The 15,696-nt window shown below is 40.3% G+C and carries 27 protein-coding genes; 3 read left to right on the forward strand and 24 right to left on the reverse strand.

All coding sequences use genetic code 11. From position 1 onward, the window contains the following. Positions 1 to 14 precede the first annotated feature (14 nt). From rplR to AC570H_RS13485, 19 genes are all read right to left on the reverse strand, one after another. Positions 15 to 365 (reverse strand): 50S ribosomal protein L18, encoded by a 351-nt coding sequence (rplR, locus tag AC570H_RS13395; RefSeq protein ID WP_497355614.1) that lies wholly within the window; start codon positions 363 to 365, stop codon positions 15 to 17. Between the two features lie 5 nt (positions 366 to 370). Then, positions 371 to 928: a 50S ribosomal protein L6 gene (rplF, locus tag AC570H_RS13400; protein ID WP_497355616.1), complete on the reverse strand. Its 558-nt coding sequence runs from the start codon at positions 926 to 928 to the stop codon at positions 371 to 373. A 14-nt stretch (positions 929 to 942) separates the two neighbouring features. Next, positions 943 to 1,341: a 30S ribosomal protein S8 gene (gene rpsH / locus AC570H_RS13405; protein WP_199141335.1), complete on the reverse strand. Its 399-nt coding sequence runs from the start codon at positions 1,339 to 1,341 to the stop codon at positions 943 to 945. A gap of 152 nt (positions 1,342 to 1,493) precedes the next feature. Further along, positions 1,494 to 1,763, reverse strand: a complete 270-nt coding sequence (gene rpsN, locus AC570H_RS13410) for a 30S ribosomal protein S14 (protein ID WP_497355618.1) — start codon at positions 1,761 to 1,763, stop codon at positions 1,494 to 1,496. Beyond that, positions 1,763 to 2,329 carry a 50S ribosomal protein L5 gene (gene rplE, locus AC570H_RS13415; protein WP_497355620.1) on the reverse strand — a complete coding sequence of 189 codons (567 nt, stop codon included), beginning with the start codon at positions 2,327 to 2,329 and terminating at the stop codon, positions 1,763 to 1,765. Before rplE ends, rpsN begins: the two co-directional genes overlap by 1 nt. Continuing rightward, the gene (gene rplX / locus AC570H_RS13420) at positions 2,329 to 2,667 is read right to left on the reverse strand and encodes a 50S ribosomal protein L24 (protein ID WP_330108061.1); all 339 of its coding nucleotides are present in this window, start codon (positions 2,665 to 2,667) and stop codon (positions 2,329 to 2,331) included. Before rplX ends, rplE begins: the two co-directional genes overlap by 1 nt. Position 2,668: 1 nt before the next feature. Further along, complete coding sequence (gene rplN, locus AC570H_RS13425) at positions 2,669 to 3,037, reverse strand: 50S ribosomal protein L14 (protein ID WP_041878524.1); 369 nt, start codon at positions 3,035 to 3,037, stop codon at positions 2,669 to 2,671. Position 3,038: 1 nt separating this feature from the next. Further along, positions 3,039 to 3,293 carry a 30S ribosomal protein S17 gene (gene rpsQ / locus AC570H_RS13430; RefSeq protein ID WP_113638059.1) on the reverse strand — a complete coding sequence of 85 codons (255 nt, stop codon included), beginning with the start codon at positions 3,291 to 3,293 and terminating at the stop codon, positions 3,039 to 3,041. A 14-nt stretch (positions 3,294 to 3,307) separates the two neighbouring features. Then, complete coding sequence (gene rpmC, locus AC570H_RS13435; protein WP_497355623.1) at positions 3,308 to 3,517, reverse strand: 50S ribosomal protein L29; 210 nt, start codon at positions 3,515 to 3,517, stop codon at positions 3,308 to 3,310. Between the two features lie 72 nt (positions 3,518 to 3,589). Beyond that, positions 3,590 to 4,012 (reverse strand): 50S ribosomal protein L16, encoded by a 423-nt coding sequence (gene rplP, locus AC570H_RS13440; RefSeq protein ID WP_199141819.1) that lies wholly within the window; start codon positions 4,010 to 4,012, stop codon positions 3,590 to 3,592. A 35-nt stretch (positions 4,013 to 4,047) separates the two neighbouring features. Further along, complete coding sequence (gene rpsC / locus AC570H_RS13445) at positions 4,048 to 4,884, reverse strand: 30S ribosomal protein S3 (RefSeq protein ID WP_497355625.1); 837 nt, start codon at positions 4,882 to 4,884, stop codon at positions 4,048 to 4,050. A 5-nt stretch (positions 4,885 to 4,889) separates the two neighbouring features. After that, positions 4,890 to 5,252 (reverse strand): 50S ribosomal protein L22, encoded by a 363-nt coding sequence (gene rplV, locus AC570H_RS13450; RefSeq protein WP_012780780.1) that lies wholly within the window; start codon positions 5,250 to 5,252, stop codon positions 4,890 to 4,892. Between the two features lie 7 nt (positions 5,253 to 5,259). After that, entirely contained in the window at positions 5,260 to 5,526 is a 267-nt protein-coding gene (gene rpsS, locus AC570H_RS13455) for a 30S ribosomal protein S19 (protein ID WP_008244581.1), read from the reverse strand. Next, positions 5,526 to 6,350 (reverse strand): 50S ribosomal protein L2, encoded by an 825-nt coding sequence (gene rplB / locus AC570H_RS13460; RefSeq protein WP_497355628.1) that lies wholly within the window; start codon positions 6,348 to 6,350, stop codon positions 5,526 to 5,528. Before rplB ends, rpsS begins: the two co-directional genes overlap by 1 nt. A 23-nt stretch (positions 6,351 to 6,373) precedes the next feature. Further along, positions 6,374 to 6,664, reverse strand: a complete 291-nt coding sequence (rplW, locus tag AC570H_RS13465; RefSeq protein ID WP_199141824.1) for a 50S ribosomal protein L23 — start codon at positions 6,662 to 6,664, stop codon at positions 6,374 to 6,376. Between the two features lies 1 nt (position 6,665). After that, complete coding sequence (gene rplD / locus AC570H_RS13470) at positions 6,666 to 7,295, reverse strand: 50S ribosomal protein L4 (protein WP_497355630.1); 630 nt, start codon at positions 7,293 to 7,295, stop codon at positions 6,666 to 6,668. 4 nt (positions 7,296 to 7,299) lie between these two features. Further along, positions 7,300 to 7,917 carry a 50S ribosomal protein L3 gene (rplC, locus tag AC570H_RS13475; protein WP_497355632.1) on the reverse strand — a complete coding sequence of 206 codons (618 nt, stop codon included), beginning with the start codon at positions 7,915 to 7,917 and terminating at the stop codon, positions 7,300 to 7,302. A 269-nt stretch (positions 7,918 to 8,186) separates the two neighbouring features. Beyond that, positions 8,187 to 8,582, reverse strand: coding sequence for a DUF1634 domain-containing protein (locus AC570H_RS13480; protein ID WP_497355634.1), 396 nt, complete (start codon positions 8,580 to 8,582; stop codon positions 8,187 to 8,189). Beyond that, on the reverse strand, positions 8,579 to 9,415 hold the full coding sequence (locus AC570H_RS13485; RefSeq protein ID WP_497355636.1) for a sulfite exporter TauE/SafE family protein: 837 nt from the start codon (positions 9,413 to 9,415) through the stop codon (positions 8,579 to 8,581). The genes AC570H_RS13480 and AC570H_RS13485 overlap by 4 nt, the downstream gene beginning before the upstream one ends. A 191-nt stretch (positions 9,416 to 9,606) precedes the next feature. Here AC570H_RS13485 and AC570H_RS13490 point away from each other — a divergent pair, with 191 nt between their 5' ends. The 3 genes from AC570H_RS13490 (at position 9,607) to AC570H_RS13500 (ending at position 11,167) form a co-directional block, all read left to right on the forward strand. Next, on the forward strand, positions 9,607 to 10,293 hold the full coding sequence (locus AC570H_RS13490; RefSeq protein WP_497355638.1) for a hypothetical protein: 687 nt from the start codon (positions 9,607 to 9,609) through the stop codon (positions 10,291 to 10,293). Positions 10,294 to 10,523: 230 nt separating this feature from the next. Then, on the forward strand, positions 10,524 to 10,820 hold the full coding sequence (locus AC570H_RS13495; RefSeq protein ID WP_497355640.1) for a hypothetical protein: 297 nt from the start codon (positions 10,524 to 10,526) through the stop codon (positions 10,818 to 10,820). Between the two features lie 62 nt (positions 10,821 to 10,882). Continuing rightward, complete coding sequence (locus AC570H_RS13500) at positions 10,883 to 11,167, forward strand: hypothetical protein (protein ID WP_497355642.1); 285 nt, start codon at positions 10,883 to 10,885, stop codon at positions 11,165 to 11,167. A gap of 80 nt (positions 11,168 to 11,247) precedes the next feature. Here AC570H_RS13500 and AC570H_RS13505 read toward each other — a convergent pair whose 3' ends face one another. From AC570H_RS13505 to rpsL, 5 genes are all read right to left on the reverse strand, one after another. Beyond that, positions 11,248 to 11,748, reverse strand: coding sequence for a hypothetical protein (locus tag AC570H_RS13505; RefSeq protein WP_497355644.1), 501 nt, complete (start codon positions 11,746 to 11,748; stop codon positions 11,248 to 11,250). 137 nt (positions 11,749 to 11,885) lie between these two features. Then, the gene (rpsJ, locus tag AC570H_RS13510) at positions 11,886 to 12,191 is read right to left on the reverse strand and encodes a 30S ribosomal protein S10 (protein ID WP_008244591.1); all 306 of its coding nucleotides are present in this window, start codon (positions 12,189 to 12,191) and stop codon (positions 11,886 to 11,888) included. 135 nt (positions 12,192 to 12,326) lie between these two features. Beyond that, on the reverse strand, positions 12,327 to 14,441 hold the full coding sequence (gene fusA, locus AC570H_RS13515) for an elongation factor G (RefSeq protein ID WP_497355646.1): 2,115 nt from the start codon (positions 14,439 to 14,441) through the stop codon (positions 12,327 to 12,329). A 95-nt stretch (positions 14,442 to 14,536) separates the two neighbouring features. Then, positions 14,537 to 15,004, reverse strand: a complete 468-nt coding sequence (rpsG, locus tag AC570H_RS13520) for a 30S ribosomal protein S7 (RefSeq protein ID WP_199141130.1) — start codon at positions 15,002 to 15,004, stop codon at positions 14,537 to 14,539. 16 nt (positions 15,005 to 15,020) lie between these two features. After that, complete coding sequence (rpsL, locus tag AC570H_RS13525) at positions 15,021 to 15,434, reverse strand: 30S ribosomal protein S12 (protein WP_008244597.1); 414 nt, start codon at positions 15,432 to 15,434, stop codon at positions 15,021 to 15,023. Positions 15,435 to 15,696 lie beyond the last annotated feature (262 nt).

The following is a 15,696-nucleotide window of genomic DNA, read 5'->3' on the forward strand; positions in this document are numbered from 1 at the left end:
ACCTTTTTTTCAGATTAAAATACTAAACCAGCTTCGCGGGCACCATCTGCCAACGATTTAACACGACCATGGTATAAATAACCATTTCTGTCGAAAACAACCTCTTTTACACCAGCTGCAATTGCTTTCTCGGCAATTAGCTTGCCTACTGCGATTGATTGGTCAGATTTTGTTCCTTTACCAGTAAAATCTTTAGATAAAGATGATGCTGAAACTATTGTACTACCAGTTTCATCGTTAATGATTTGAGCATAAATACCTTTATTGCTTCTATAAACTGATAAACGTGGACGGCTCTCAGATCCAGTAAGTCTTTTTCTGATGCCTTTTTTGATACGCTCTCTACGCGATATTTTCTTTGCCATTTTAATTATTTTTTAGAAGCTGATTTACCTGCTTTTCTTCTTAACTCTTCACCAACAAACTTGATACCTTTACCTTTGTAAGGCTCTGGTGCACGTAACGAGCGGATTTTTGCTGCTACCTGGCCAATCAATTGCTTGTCAATACTTTCTAAAATGATTTTAGGAGTTTGACCTTTTTCTGATGTGGTGGTTACTTTGATTTCTTGTGGTAACTGGAATACATAGTGGTGAGAATAACCTAGAACCAAGTCCAAAGTATTACCTTGGTTAGTGGCACGGTAACCCACACCTACTAGTTCTTGCTCTAATTTATAACCATCTGTTACGCCTATAACCATGTTGTTGATCAATGAACGATACAAGCCGTGTAAGGCTTTGTGTCTTTTTTGATCCGATGGACGGTTTACAGTTAACACGCCATCTTCTTGGCTAACGGTAATATCTTGATCTAAGGCTTGGCTTAGTTCACCTTTAGGACCTTTAACAGTAACTACGTTATCGTTAGATACAGTAATAGTTACTCCAGCAGGCACATTAATTGGGTTTTTTCCTATTCTTGACATTCTGCTATCTCCTATTAATAAACGTGACACAATACCTCACCGCCAATGTTTAATTTGGCTGCTTCTTTATCGGTCATTACACCTTTAGAAGTAGATAAGATTGCGATACCTAAACCATTTAATACTCTTGGCATGTTTTCTACACCTGCATATTGTCTCAAACCTGGCTTGCTGATACGGGTTAAGGTACGGATAGCCGAGATTTTAGTAATTGCGTTGTACTTCAAAGCGATTTTGATGATGCCTTGAGCTGTAGTGTCTTCAAACTTGTAGTTTGCGATGTAACCTTTGTCGAAAAGTACTTTAGTAATTTCCTTTTTAAGGTTTGATGCAGGGATCTCTACAATTCTGTGATTTGCCTTGATGGCATTTCTTACCCTTGTAAGATAATCTGCAATTGGATCTGTATTCATTATTGTTGATTTGTGATAGTGGTATCTCTTGGCCACCCGGCCTCCGGACCTGCTATCGGTTAAAATTCATTTTGCTAGTATAAAGACATAAGTATCAGGTATCAAGATCTATAAATCTCGATACCTGATACTCAATACTTGATACTTTTATATTACCAGCTGGCTTTTCTTACTCCAGGAATTTTTCCTGCTAAAGCCATATCGCGGAACAACACCCTTGAAATGCCAAAGGTACGCATATATCCACGAGGACGACCAGTTAATTTGCAACGGTTGTGCAAACGTACTGCTGACGAATTTTTAGGTAATTTGTCTAACGCCTCATAGTCACCTGCCGCTTTTAAAGCCGCACGTTTCTCTGCATATTTAGCTACCAATCTTTGGCGCTTAATTTCGCGAGCTTTTACACCTTCTTTTGCCATTATTGCTCTGTTTTTTGATTTTTAAACGGTAATCCAAATTGTTTTAAAAGTTCCAATGCCTCAACATCAGTGGTAGCAGATGTTACAAATGTAATATCCATACCTAAAATTCTGCTGATCTTGTCGATATTGATCTCTGGGAAGATGATTTGCTCGGTAATACCCAATGTGTAGTTACCTTTTCCATCAAATCCTTTGTCATTGATACCTTTGAAATCGCGGATACGCGGCAAAGCTACGGAAATTAATCGATCTAAGAACTCATACATGTTATTATCACGTAAAGTTACTCTTACACCAACCGGCATACCTTTACGCAATTTAAAGTTAGAGATATCTTTCTTAGATTTTGCACCTACTGCCTGTTGACCGGCAATGGTAGACATTTCTAAGATCGAGCTGTCCATGATTTTCTTATCAGTTACAGCATAACGGCCAACACCTTGGTTAATGGCAATTTTCTCTAATTTAGGAACCTGCATTACGCTTTTGTAATTGAACTTATCTTTAAGAGCAGTTACAATTTCCTCTTTATATTTACTTTTTAATCTTGGTACGTAAGCCATTATTTGATTTCCTCCCCTGATATTTTAGCAACTCTCACTAATTTTCCGTCAGCATTCAGTTTTCTACCAACACGGGTAGTTTTACCTGATTTTGGATCAATTAACTGTACGTTAGAAATATGAAGAGCAGCCTCTTTTTTAATGATACCACCATTTGGAGTAGCGGCATTTGGTTTTGTATGTTTTGATACAAGGTTTACACCTTCTACTACAACTCTGTTTTTGGCAACAAGCACTTCTTGTACTTTACCTTGTTGGCCTTTTGAATCGCCAGCTATAACCTTTACTAAATCTCCTTTGCGGATCTTTACCTTGGCTTGTGTTACTTTATTTTTCATATTATAATACCTCCGGTGCTAATGATACAATCTTCATGAATTGTTTCTCACGCAGCTCTCTTGCTACCGGGCCAAAAATACGTGTACCACGTGGCTCATCTTGTGCATTCAACAATACGGCTGCATTGTCGTCAAAACGAATATAAGAACCATCTTTACGACGGATTTCTTTTTTAGTTCTTACTACAACTGCTTTAGAAACTGTTCCTTTTTTAATGTTACCTGAAGGCAAAGCGCTTTTTACGGTTACAACGATTTTGTCACCGATAGAAGCATATCTTTTGCCAGTACCACCAAGTACGCGGATAACCAATACTTGTTTTGCGCCGCTATTGTCGGCTACGTTTAATCTTGACTCCTGCTGTACCATCTTATTTAGCTCTTTCTAAAATTTGTACCAATCTCCAGTTCTTGTTTTTACTCAGCGGACGAGTCTCCATGATCAATACCGTATCACCGATACCACATTCGTTTTTCTCGTCATGAGCCATAAATTTGGTAGTTTTCTTAACGAACTTACCATAAATCGGGTGTTTCACTTTACGCTCAACTGCTACAACAACAGATTTATCCATCTTATTGCTTACCACCAACCCGGTCCTTGTTTTTCTTAATTGTCTTTCCATTTCGACTCTAAAAGTTATTTAGTTTCAGTAGCTGACTGAGCATTTTGCTTAGTCAATTCAGTATTTAATCGGGCTATGTCTTTTCTCACCTTCTGGATACGAGAAGGGTTTTCGATAGCCGAAATTGCGTGTGCGAATTTTAACTTGGTTAAGTTTTCTTTTTCTTCTGCAATCTTTGCTACTAATTCTTCTTTTGAAAGCCCTGTGATTTCTGAGTTTTTCATTTTATTAAATTTTTATGTCTGGTCTAGCGGTTGCAATAACAAGTTCACTTGCAACATTGATCCAAAACTTTTTTATGCTTCTACGTAATCTCTACGTACTACAAACTTGGTTTGAACTGGCAACTTCTGAGCGGCTAATCTCAACGCTTCTTTGGCAACTTCCAAAGGCACGCCTTCTGCTTCAAAAATAATGCGTCCGGGTCTAACAACGGCTACCCAATATTCAGGTGCACCTTTACCTTTACCCATACGTACCTCAGCTGGTTTCTTTGTTACCGGTTTATCCGGGAAAATTCTGATCCAAACTTGGCCTTCACGTTTCATGAAACGAGTTACCGCAATACGGGCTGCCTCTATCTGGCGACTTGTGATCCAAGTTGCTTCTAAAGACTTGATCCCGAAAGATCCGAATGACAATTCAGCACCACGAGTTGCTAAACCTTTCATTCTGCCTTTTTGCATCTTTCTGAACTTCGTTCTTTTTGGCTGTAACATTTTATTTTAAATATTATCGTTAAACGATTGGTTAACTATTTGCGTGGGCCTCTGTTGTTGCCGCCGCCTTTATTATCTCTTCCGCCTTGACCTGGACGACCACCGCCACCGCGTTTGTCGTTCCTTCTGTCGCCGCCGCCTCTATTATCTCTGCCGCCATCTCTGCCACCGAAGTTGCCTTGAGGTCTGTCGCCACCTTTGCCTGGAGCATTGCTCGTTGCGCCGATGTTTGGAGAAAGGTCACGTTTACCGTAAACTTCGCCTTTGCAGATCCATACTTTCACTCCGATTTTACCATAAGTGGTTAACGCTTCTGCTAATGCATAGTCGATATCCGCACGGAAAGTATGCAAAGGAATTCTTCCTTCTTTGTACTGCTCGGTACGTGCCATCTCGGCACCACCTAAACGGCCAGAAGTCATGATTTTGATCCCTTCGGCACCCATACGCATCGTTGATGCGATGGTTGATTTCATGGCTCTACGGAAAGAAATCCTAGCTTCTAATTGTTTAGCTACACCTTCTGCTACTAATTGTGCATCAAGCTCAGGGCGTTTGATTTCGAAGATGTTGATCTGAATTTCCTTTTTAGTCAATTTTTTCAACTCTTCTTTGATCTTGTCAACCTCTTGGCCTGCTTTACCAATTACGATACCCGGACGGGCAGTGTGAATAGTAACGGTGATACGTTTTAAGGTACGCTCGATTACTACTTTGGCTACACCACCTTTGGCGATACGTGCTGAAAGGTATTTTCTTATTTTTTCGTCCTCAACTAATTTATCAGCATAGTTGTTGCCTCCGAACCAGTTAGAATCCCAGCCTCTGATGATTCCTAACCTGTTACCTATTGGATGTGCTTTTTGTCCCATTTCTGTTAATTAGTTTGAGTTTCAACGTTTTTACTATCTACTATTAAGGTAACGTGGTTCGAACGTTTACGAATTCTGTAACCACGGCCTTGTGGGGCTGGTCTTAATCTTTTTAACTGACGACCACCGCCTACCATTATCGTTTTCACGTATAACTGGTTTTCTTCAGGGCGAGAACCTTCATTTTTGGTTTCCCAATTTTTGATAGCTGATAATAAAAGTTTCTCAACTCTTATGGCGGCATCTTTGTTGGTGAATTTCAAAATATGTAAAGCTTTCTCTACACGCTCACCTCTGATCAGATCTACAACCAAACGCATCTTACGCGGTGAGGTTGGGCAATTGTTTAATTTCGCTACTGCTTCCATCTCTTAATTATTTTTTCTTTTCAGAGTGACCCCTAAATGTTCTGGTTGGAGCAAACTCTCCCAGCTTGTGACCAACCATGTTTTCTGTTACGTATACCGGAATAAACTTATTACCGTTATGTACTGCAAATGTATGACCTACGAAATCTGGTGATATCATTGATCTACGAGACCATGTTTTGATCACAGACTTCTTGCCTGAATCATTCATAGAGACTACTTTCTTCTCTACGTTATGGTCAATATAAGGTCCTTTTTTAATTGAACGAGCCATTATTTTTTCCTTTTCTCTATGATGAAACGATTTGAGTATTTTTTAAGCGAACGTGTTTTGAATCCTTTCGAATAAACACCATTCCTTGACCGTGGCTGACCTCCTGAAGAGCGGCCTTCACCACCACCCATTGGGTGATCAACAGGGTTCATTGCTACTGGACGCGTACGAGGACGACGGCCAATCCAACGGCTACGGCCTGCTTTACCTAGTACTTCGTTTGCATGGTCTGAGTTAGAAACTGTACCGATAGTTGCTAAACAGGTAACCAAGATCAACCTGGTTTCGCCTGATGGCATTTTAATGGTAGCATATTTGCCATCTCTTGCAGCCAATTGTGCATAAGCACCTGCGCTACGAGCCAATTGAGCACCTTTTCCTGGGTGGATTTCCAAGTTGTGGATAATCGAACCCAAAGGAATGTTAGCCAATTTCAATGTATTTCCTACTTCTGGAGTAGCTTTGTCGCCCGAAAGCACGGTTTGTCCTACTTGCAATCCTTCTGGTGCAATAATGTAGCGCTTCTCTCCATCAGCATAATGCAATAATGCGATACGTGCTGTACGGTTAGGATCGTACTCAACAGTAGCTACTGTTGCAGGGATATCAAACTTATCACGTTTAAAATCGATTAAACGGAAAGATCTTTTGTGACCACCGCCGATATAGCGCATCGTCATTTTTCCTGTATTGTTACGACCTCCCGATTTCTTAGAAGATACAACCAATGATTTTTCGGGCTTGGTTGCTGTAATCTCCGTAAAACTAGCACCAACTCTAAAGCGGGTACCCGGAGTGACTGGTTTAAATTTTCTTAAGCCCATAGTTATAAATTATTCAATTCTGATTAAATATTCGCGTAATAATCTATTGTTTCGCCATCTTTCAATGTTACAATAGCTTTTTTATATTTAGGGCTACGGCCTGTTACAATACCACCTTTGGTGTTTCTTGATTTGGCTTTGCCATCTACTATCATTGTGTTAAGGGCAACGATTGTTACGCCGTACATTTTCTCGATAGCCGATTTAATCTGCAATTTGTTAGCTCTGTGGTCTACTCTGAAAGTAAAACGGTTAGCTTTTTCAGTTAATGCAGAAGCTTTTTCGGTTAAGATTGGTTTTTGTAAGATTTCCATATTACTTGGCAAATGCCTCCTCCAATGTTTTAAGCGAGTTAGCAGTTAACAAAAGTTTGCCGGCGTTCAATACATCATAAGTATTCAACTGGTCAGCAGTAGTTACTTTTGCTTTCTGGATATTTCTGCTTGATAAATAGATATTATTATTTTGCTCAGGTAAAACCAATAAAGTTTTCTCTCCAGCCAAATTCAACGCATTCACCAAATTCAAAAAGTTTTTGGTTTTAATGGTATCGAAATTGAAGTCTTCCAATACAACTACGCTGTTATCCTGCGCTTTGTAAGAAAGGGCCGATTTACGGGCCAATGATTTCAATTTCTTGTTCAATTTGAAGCTATAGTCTCTTGGCTGAGGACCGAAGATACGGCCACCACCATTGAACAATGGAGATTTGATACTTCCGGCACGTGCACCGCCAGTACCTTTTTGTTTATATAATTTACGGGTAGAACCTGCAATTTCGTTACGTTGCTTAGATTTGTGCGTTCCTTGACGTTGGTTAGCCAAATACTGCTTCACATCTAAATAAATCGCGTGATCATTCGGAGTTACACCGAATACCGCTTCAGGAAGCTGCACCTTGGCACCTGTCTCTTTTCCTGAAATGTTTAATACTTTCACTTCCATCTGCTTACTTGTCTAAGATTACGTAAGAACCTTTAGCTCCCGGTACGGAACCACTAACTACTACCAAGTTTTGCTCAGCATAAACCTTCAAAACTTGCAAGTTTTGAATTTTTACCCTGTCGCCACCAGTTCTTCCAGCCATACGCATACCTTTGAATACACGTGAAGGCCATGATGAAGCACCTAATGAACCTGGCGCTCTTAAACGATTGTGCTGACCGTGAGTTTGACCTCCAACACCACCGAAACCATGACGTTTTACAACACCTTGAAAACCTTTACCTTTTGAAGTACCAACTACATCAACAAAATCGCCTTCGTTGAAAATGTTCACAGTTACCGTATCACCTAAGTTCAACGATTCTTCAAACTGCTCAAATTCAACCAATTTACGTTTTGGGGTAGTGCTTGCTTTCGCAAAGTGACCTTTTAAAGGTTGGGTAGTGTTTTTTTCTTTGGCTTCGTCGTATCCTAATTGAACCGATACGTAACCATCTTTCTCTTCGGTCTTAACTTGTGTTACCACACAAGGTCCAGCTTCGATCACCGTACATGGAATGTTTTTTCCATCGGCGTCAAAAATGCTGGTCATTCCTACTTTTTTTCCAATAATACCTGACATTTTCTATTTTAAATTTAACACCCATCGAAGCAGTAGGGCTTCGTTCAAGGTGGGATACATCCCCGTTAAGGGACGGCAAAAATAGGAAAGAATTCTTAATTTTCAAATAGTTAGCTAATTATTTTTTCATCTATTTTATAGTTTTCTCTTCATGGCGGATGAAGCGATCATGATTTTGTAGTCATAATCTGTGTTTCTGTAAAATCATGATGGTTTCAACTCAATGCTATTTAGCGACAGCTTCTCCTTCTAAACTCAGAATCAGAGGCTTAATGGGCAATATCCAGGTACAAGCTGGCTATAATTATGATCAAAACCAGGGTGCCGATGAGCACATACATGTAGTCTCTCTCCATCAGAAAGCTGAAAATAGAGAAAACGATACGCGCAATCGGCGTAAAAATAAGCAAAAGCACACCAAACTGAACGATGGCCAGTCCATCAAAAGTCTTTAATCCCTTTAAGATTTCGGCAATCGAGGAGAAACGGACGTCTTCCGGCTTGAAGTTCTTAAACGATACGGTTTGTTGGCTATGCGAAAAAAGGTAAATGATACCACCCAAAATCACCACCGCAGTAGAAACCAATACACCAACACGCAATAAGGTGCCCAAAATTACCTGTACATCCCTATCGCCTAAATAATGTTTAATTTCTTTGCTCATGCCTGCCCACTTAATCCGTTATAAATCATCTGCAGTGCCAAAAAAGTAACTACAATGGCAAAAACAACTTTCAGCTTATCGGTTTTGGTTTTGATTAATATCTTCGCACCCAAGGTTGCCCCAGCAATTACGCCAATGGTTACCGGCATGGCGATCATTGGATCTATTTGTCCCTTGTGCAGGTAAACCAGTGCGCTGGCTGCTGCCGTAACGCCTATCATGAAGTTGCTGGTAGTGGTAGAGACCTTAAAAGGAATACGCATGATGTTGTCCATACCAATCACCTTTAAGGCGCCTGAGCCTATCCCCAGCAAGCCTGAGAGCGTGCCGGCTACAAACATCATGGCAAAGCCGCCTAGTACACGGTGCACGGCATACTGCTTTACGCCATCTGCTGTTGGATAGCTGCCATTCAGCTTAAAGTAATTGGCCAATACACTGGTTTGTTCGTTATTGGAATGGTCTACCTTCTTGCGCAGCATCATTACCGCCGAAAACAAAAGGATGAGTCCGAAAATGACGATGATATAATCTGCTTTGATGTACGTTGCAATGATTACCCCTACAATGGCACTGGCCGTGGTGGCAATTTCCAGGAACATACCGATGCGCACATTGGTAATGCCTTCCTTTACATAAGCAGCGGCCGAACCCGAAGAAGTGGCGATAACCGAAATGATTGAAGCGCCTATGGCATAGTGGATATCAACTCCTAATCCCAGGTTGAGCAAAGGGATGATGATCACGCCCCCACCCAAGCCTGTTAGAGAGCCCAATAGGCCCGCCAAAAAGGCTCCGGCTAAAACAATCAAGGTAAACAGCAATACCGTCATGCCGGCAAATATACCTTCCTTAGCTGGTTAAACTTCAAAATATTTGTATTTAGTAGACTACAAAAAAGGTGTATTTTATAGGTATTAGAGGAGTATTTGATCCCAAATCGGTTTAACCTAGGATAGAACAACCGAGATGAAATACAATAAATTTTGTTTATAATTGTTAAACTTAAAACGATATTATTGACATGAAACCAAGTTTACTTTCTTTTGCTGCCGTTCTCATTTTAAGCTTAACTACACCAAATTTATGGGCGCAAGCGCCTGTTAAACCTCAGACTTCGGCTACAAAAACTCCGGTTGCCTTCAAAAAGCAATACCAAACCAGAAGAGTTGATACGGTTAAAAACACAGATTTCAGCTTAAATGGCCAATATCAATTTATGCTTTCGAGGTCTAAGTCTATCAATGGCTATAAATTGATCAATCCGGATCGTTTAACCACGGTTTGGAAAAGCGTAAACGATACCCTCCGCAAAGAACGCGTAGAGCTGAACAAGGCCAAAAGCAAAATCGCCGAGCAGGAAAAAACCATCAGTGGCTTGCAGACAGATATCACTGGCAAAGAAACTTCGCTGAACACTGCCGACGCCAAGGTGAACGAAATCAATTTCCTGGGCATCTCTTTTACCAAAGGCACCTATAATATCATCGTTTGGTCTATCATCGCAGTATTGGCTATTGCCCTATTTGTAGTGATTGCCCGATCTACCAAAAACATTTTGGAAGCCAAACACCGTACCCAGCTTTACGATGAGGTTTCGGCAGAATACCAAGCCTACAAGGCAAAGGCCAGTGAAAAAGAACGCAAATTAGCCAGAGAACTTCAAGACGAGCGCAATGCGATGGAGGAACTGAGAACTCGAGGCAAATAGATTAGTCTTAAGTCGACGGTAGTATTGAATCCATAATTCTTTGTTATAGCCTAGAAGCCTGCAATATGGCTTCAGATCCTTGTTGGCTAATCTCCACTACGTAAAATGCTCTAAAATTTTACATTCGCCATTAAATTTTCAGAATCTGATTTTTAGTTAATATATTCATTATAAGGTAATTGTACAGCAATAGACCTTAAAATAAAAAACCTTAACTAAACAACAAATCAATGGAAAAAATGGATTCTGCTGGCTTATGCTTTGAGAAAGGCGAGCAGCTTAACAGGAAACAATTGAAAAGAGTATTAGGTGGCGGTCCAGGTGGACCAGCAGGTGGCGGATGCTTGGAGTGCGTAGTTTATGGCGTGGTAAAAGAGGCAACTTGGTATGATGCCTGTGGGTCGATGTTTGTAGACAGCTACTGTAAACAGAAGTATGGTTCTGAAGCCATTGGCCGTTGTGCACGCGGTTGCAGCAAGCTCGACGAATTTGATAATGGCGACGGCCCAGGCCCTATCCAGCCCTAAATGCAATGAAAAGATCTGATTGCATTACAAAAGCTTAAAATCATTTAACCAAATACAATACCATGAAAAAAGTAAGTTTAATTTTTGCATTGGCCCTGATTACCTGTGGCACAATGTCTATGAGTTCGGCAAGGCCTGCTGTAGCAAAGGTTAACCTCTGTACCATGCCAGCCTATCAGTTCGAATTTAACTACGGCACCGAATCTAGCCCTAATTGGCAGGTTGTGGGTTACTTAGACAGCTGGGATGGTCCTACGGGCATTACCACCCATCATTTTGGCACTCCTTACCGGGTTAGCTATGTAGAGAACATTCCCTGCTGGCGCGTAGAAGAATACATTCCTTAGCCGAAGCCAAAACAAGGCGAAATAAAAAGGCCTCGAGAATTCTCGGGGCCTTTCCACGTCATAAAATTGTTGACCTTGATCTATTTTACATTAATGTTAATTACTCCAAAGGGTGTGATCTTCGGGTTTCGATGAGCTATGTATTCTATTTTTACAATAGCAGCCAAAGTTAATTTAGAGAACAAGCCTTCCTTTTCATCATCAGATACGAGCTTGTTGTTAATCGAAATTGGCAATCGAATATCTAGGGGGTATTTATAGTTCTTTATGAAATCAGGTCTTGAATATAATATGCTGTCAATTTTATATTCTATATCGGGAACCTCGATGGTAATGATCATTACGCGCTTATTTCCCTTGATTCCCAATTCTTTTACGCTTTCTCTGGATCTAATGCTCGTTCTTTCGAAATTTTTTAGCAGATAATCATTCTTGACGATGATGCCGTTTACTATCCGCAGATAAGCAGTATCGTTTACATTAATAATATTACTTGTTTTTTGCTCAATTGGATATAGAGATTGCGAAAAAAGATTTAAACTGACAAGCAGGAACAGAATAGAGAACAGGCTTTTCTTCATATAATTTGGCTATAGTACTTATAAAGCTAAGGATCTGATTTTACATTTCTGATAGCCAGGCTAAGCTATATGTAGTCATAAAAACAAAAAAGGCCCTTAGAATTTCTTCTAAGGGCCTTTTTCATGTTATAAAATCGTTAAACTTTGATTTCTACTTCAACGCCGCTAGGCAATTCAAGTTTCATCAATGCATCTACAGTTTTAGAGTTAGAGCTATAAATATCTAAAAGACGTTTATAGGCACACAATTGAAACTGCTCACGTGCTTTTTTGTTTACGTGTGGTGAACGCAAAACAGTGAAGATTTTCTTTTCTGTTGGCAACGGAATTGGTCCGCTAACTACTGCGCCTGTAGGCTTTACAGTTTTTACGATTTTCTCGGCAGATTTATCTACCAAGTTATAATCGTAAGATTTTAATTTGATTCTGATTCTTTGGCTCATGTTATTTATTTAATTAAGGCCAGTGTTAGAGCTATTTATAACAAAGGCCGGGTTTATCTTGAAGAGTATCGAGTAGTGAGTATCAAGTATCAAGATGGATTATTTGTCCTGATACTCGATACTTTTATCTTGATACTAGTCTATAGACTTAATTTTACCTTTTGCTTTGGCAATAACCTCATCTTGTACGTTACGCGGAGCGGCTTCATAATGGTCAAATTCCATTGTAGAAGTTGCACGGCCCGAAGTAATGGTACGCAATTGAGTTACATAACCAAACATTTCCGAAAGTGGCACCAACGCTTTGATTACTTGAGAACCATTACGGGTGTCCATACCTTGAAGTTGGCCACGACGACGGTTCATATCACCCATTACATCACCCATGTTTTCTTCTGGAGTAAGGATTTCAATCTTCATGATTGGCTCCATCAACACAGGGTTACATTTAGGCAATGCCTCACGATAAGCCATTTTAGCAGCAAGTTCGAATGACAAAGCATCTGAATCGACCGCGTGGAATGAACCATCAATTAAACGAACCTTCATGTCAGGTAGTGGATAACCAGCCAATACGCCATTAGCCATTGAAGCTGCAAAGCCTTTCTCTACCGAAGGAATAAATTCGCGAGGAATTGAACCGCCTGTAATCTCGTTCACAAACTGCAAACCACCTTTTTCGTAATCTGCATCAATTGGAGAAATGATTACCTGAATATCGGCAAATTTACCGCGACCACCAGATTGTTTTTTATAAACCTCACGGTGCTGAACAGTTCCATTGATATTCTCTTTGTAAGCAACTTGTGGTGCACCTTGATTTACTTCTACCTTGAACTCACGTTTTAAACGATCGATCAAGATATCCAAGTGAAGCTCACCCATACCAGAGATTACTGTTTGACCAGTTTCTTGATCTGTTTGAACCCTAAAGGTTGGATCTTCTTCAGCCAATTTTGCCAAGCCCATACCCAATTTATCAATGTCAGCTTGAGTTTTAGGCTCAATAGCTAAACCGATAACCGGCTCAGGGAAATCCATAGATTCAAGAATGATAGGGTGTTTCTCATCACATAGTGTATCACCAGTTTTGATATCTTTAAAGCCTACTACCGCAGCAATATCACCAGCACCTACGTTAGGAATTGGGTTTTGCTTATTGGCGTGCATTTGGAAGATACGAGAAATACGCTCTTTATTTTCTGAACGGGTATTGTAAATATAAGAACCAGCTTCCAGGTTACCTGAGTAAACACGGATAAAGCATAAACGGCCCACAAATGGATCTGTTGCAATTTTGAATGCCAAAGCTGCAAAAGGCTCTTTTACATCTGGCTTCAACAATACTTCAGCACCAGTATCAGGGTTAGTTCCGGTTACACCTTTGCTATCCATTGGCGAAGGCAATAATTCCATTACATAATCCAACATGGTTTGTACACCTTTGTTTTTGAAAGATGAACCACAAACCATAGGAACAATTTTAGCATCTAATACTGCCTGACGCAATGCATCTAACACCTCACGCTCAGTAATGGTCTCAGGAGCATCGAAGAATTTCTCCATCAAGGTCTCATCATACTCAGCTACTGATTCAAGCAATTTCTCTCTCCACTCAGCTACCTCGTCAACCATTTCTTCTGGAATTGGAACTTCGGTAAAGGTCATACCTTTATCGTGCTCGTTCCAAACGATACCACGGTTATTGATCAAATCAACTACACCTTTAAAGCCGTCTTCAGCACCGATAGGCAATTGCAAAGGCACTGCGTTAGAACCCAACATATCCTTAACTTGTTTTACAACTTTAAGGAAGTCGGCACCAGAACGGTCCATTTTATTAACGAAACCGATACGGGCTACGTTATAGTTATTTGCTAAGCGCCAGTTGGTTTCTGATTGAGGCTCTACACCGTCAACTGCCGAGAACAAGAATACCAAACCATCCAATACACGTAACGAGCGGTTTACCTCAACGGTAAAATCCACGTGTCCTGGTGTATCGATAATGTTCATGTGGTAGTTTTGGCCTCTGTATTTCCAGTTTACAGTGGTTGCAGCAGAAGTAATGGTAATACCACGTTCTTGCTCTTGCGCCATCCAGTCCATGGTAGCTGCACCTTCGTGCACCTCGCCAATTTTGTGGCTTACACCAGCATAATAAAGGATACGCTCTGTTGTAGTGGTTTTACCCGCATCGATGTGAGCAGCAATACCAATATTTCTAGTAAATTTTAAATCTCTTGACATTGTTTATAATTAGCGAATGATTGAATTAGAGAATGAAAGAAGGATTAAAAACCCATTCTATCCACTCAAAATTCAATCATTCAATCATTTAATTATTAGAATCTAAAGTGTGAGAACGCTTTGTTAGCCTCAGCCATTTTATGCGTATCTTCTTTCTTTTTAACAGCTGCGCCTTCGCCTTTAGCTGCCGAAACGATTTCGCCTGCTAATTTCTCTTTCATGGTTTTTTCGCCACGTTTGCGAGCGTAAGAGATCAACCATTTCATACCCAAGGCAATTTTACGGTCTGGTCTTACTTCTGTTGGCACTTGGAAGTTGGCACCACCTACACGGCGAGATTTAACCTCTACCGAAGGCATTACATTGCTCAAAGCACGTTTCCATACTTCTAAACCATTTTCGCCAGCTTTTTTCTCAGCTAATTCTACGGCATCGTAAAAAATAGAGTAAGCGATAGATTTTTTACCGTCGAACATCATATTGTTTACAAATCTTGTTACCTGAACATCGTTGAATTTAGGATCAGGAAGAATAATTCTCTTTTTTGGTTTCGATTTTCTCATTTCTGTTTCCCCCTAATTATTTCTTTTTACCTTTTGTTGGTGCTGCAGCTACTTGTCCTGGTTTAGGGCGCTTAGTACCATATTTACTACGACGTTGGTTACGGCCAGCTACACCTGAGGTATCTAATGCACCGCGGATGATGTGGTAACGTACTCCTGGTAAATCCTTAACACGACCACCACGAATTAACACGATTGAGTGCTCTTGCAAGTTGTGACCTTCTCCTGGAATGTAGGCATTCACCTCTTTACCATTGGTTAAACGTACACGGGCAACTTTACGCATTGCTGAGTTTGGTTTTTTAGGGGTAGTAGTATATACACGTGTACATACACCTCTTCGCTGTGGACAGCTGTCCAACGCTGGAGACTTACTCTTGAACTCCAGTGCTACTCTACCTTTTCTAACTAATTGTTGAATGGTTGGCATTTTCTGCTTTTTGTGTTTTTGCTTTTTGTTTTTAAATACTTAATGGCTAGCTGACAACTAGGCTACATTAAGGGACTGCAAAAGTAGGAACTTATTTTGTGATAATCAAGCCTTTGCACGAGTTTTTTAATTTATGCTGCATTTCTTAATTTTTGGTTAATAAAGAGGCTGATAGTCCATCGTCTTAGTTGGCAGTTATCGGTTTGCAGTTAAACGATTTCGCAATGAAACAATAGTCTACAGTTTACAATTAACAGTTCAA

This window comes from Pedobacter sp. B4419, from assembly GCF_059693725.1.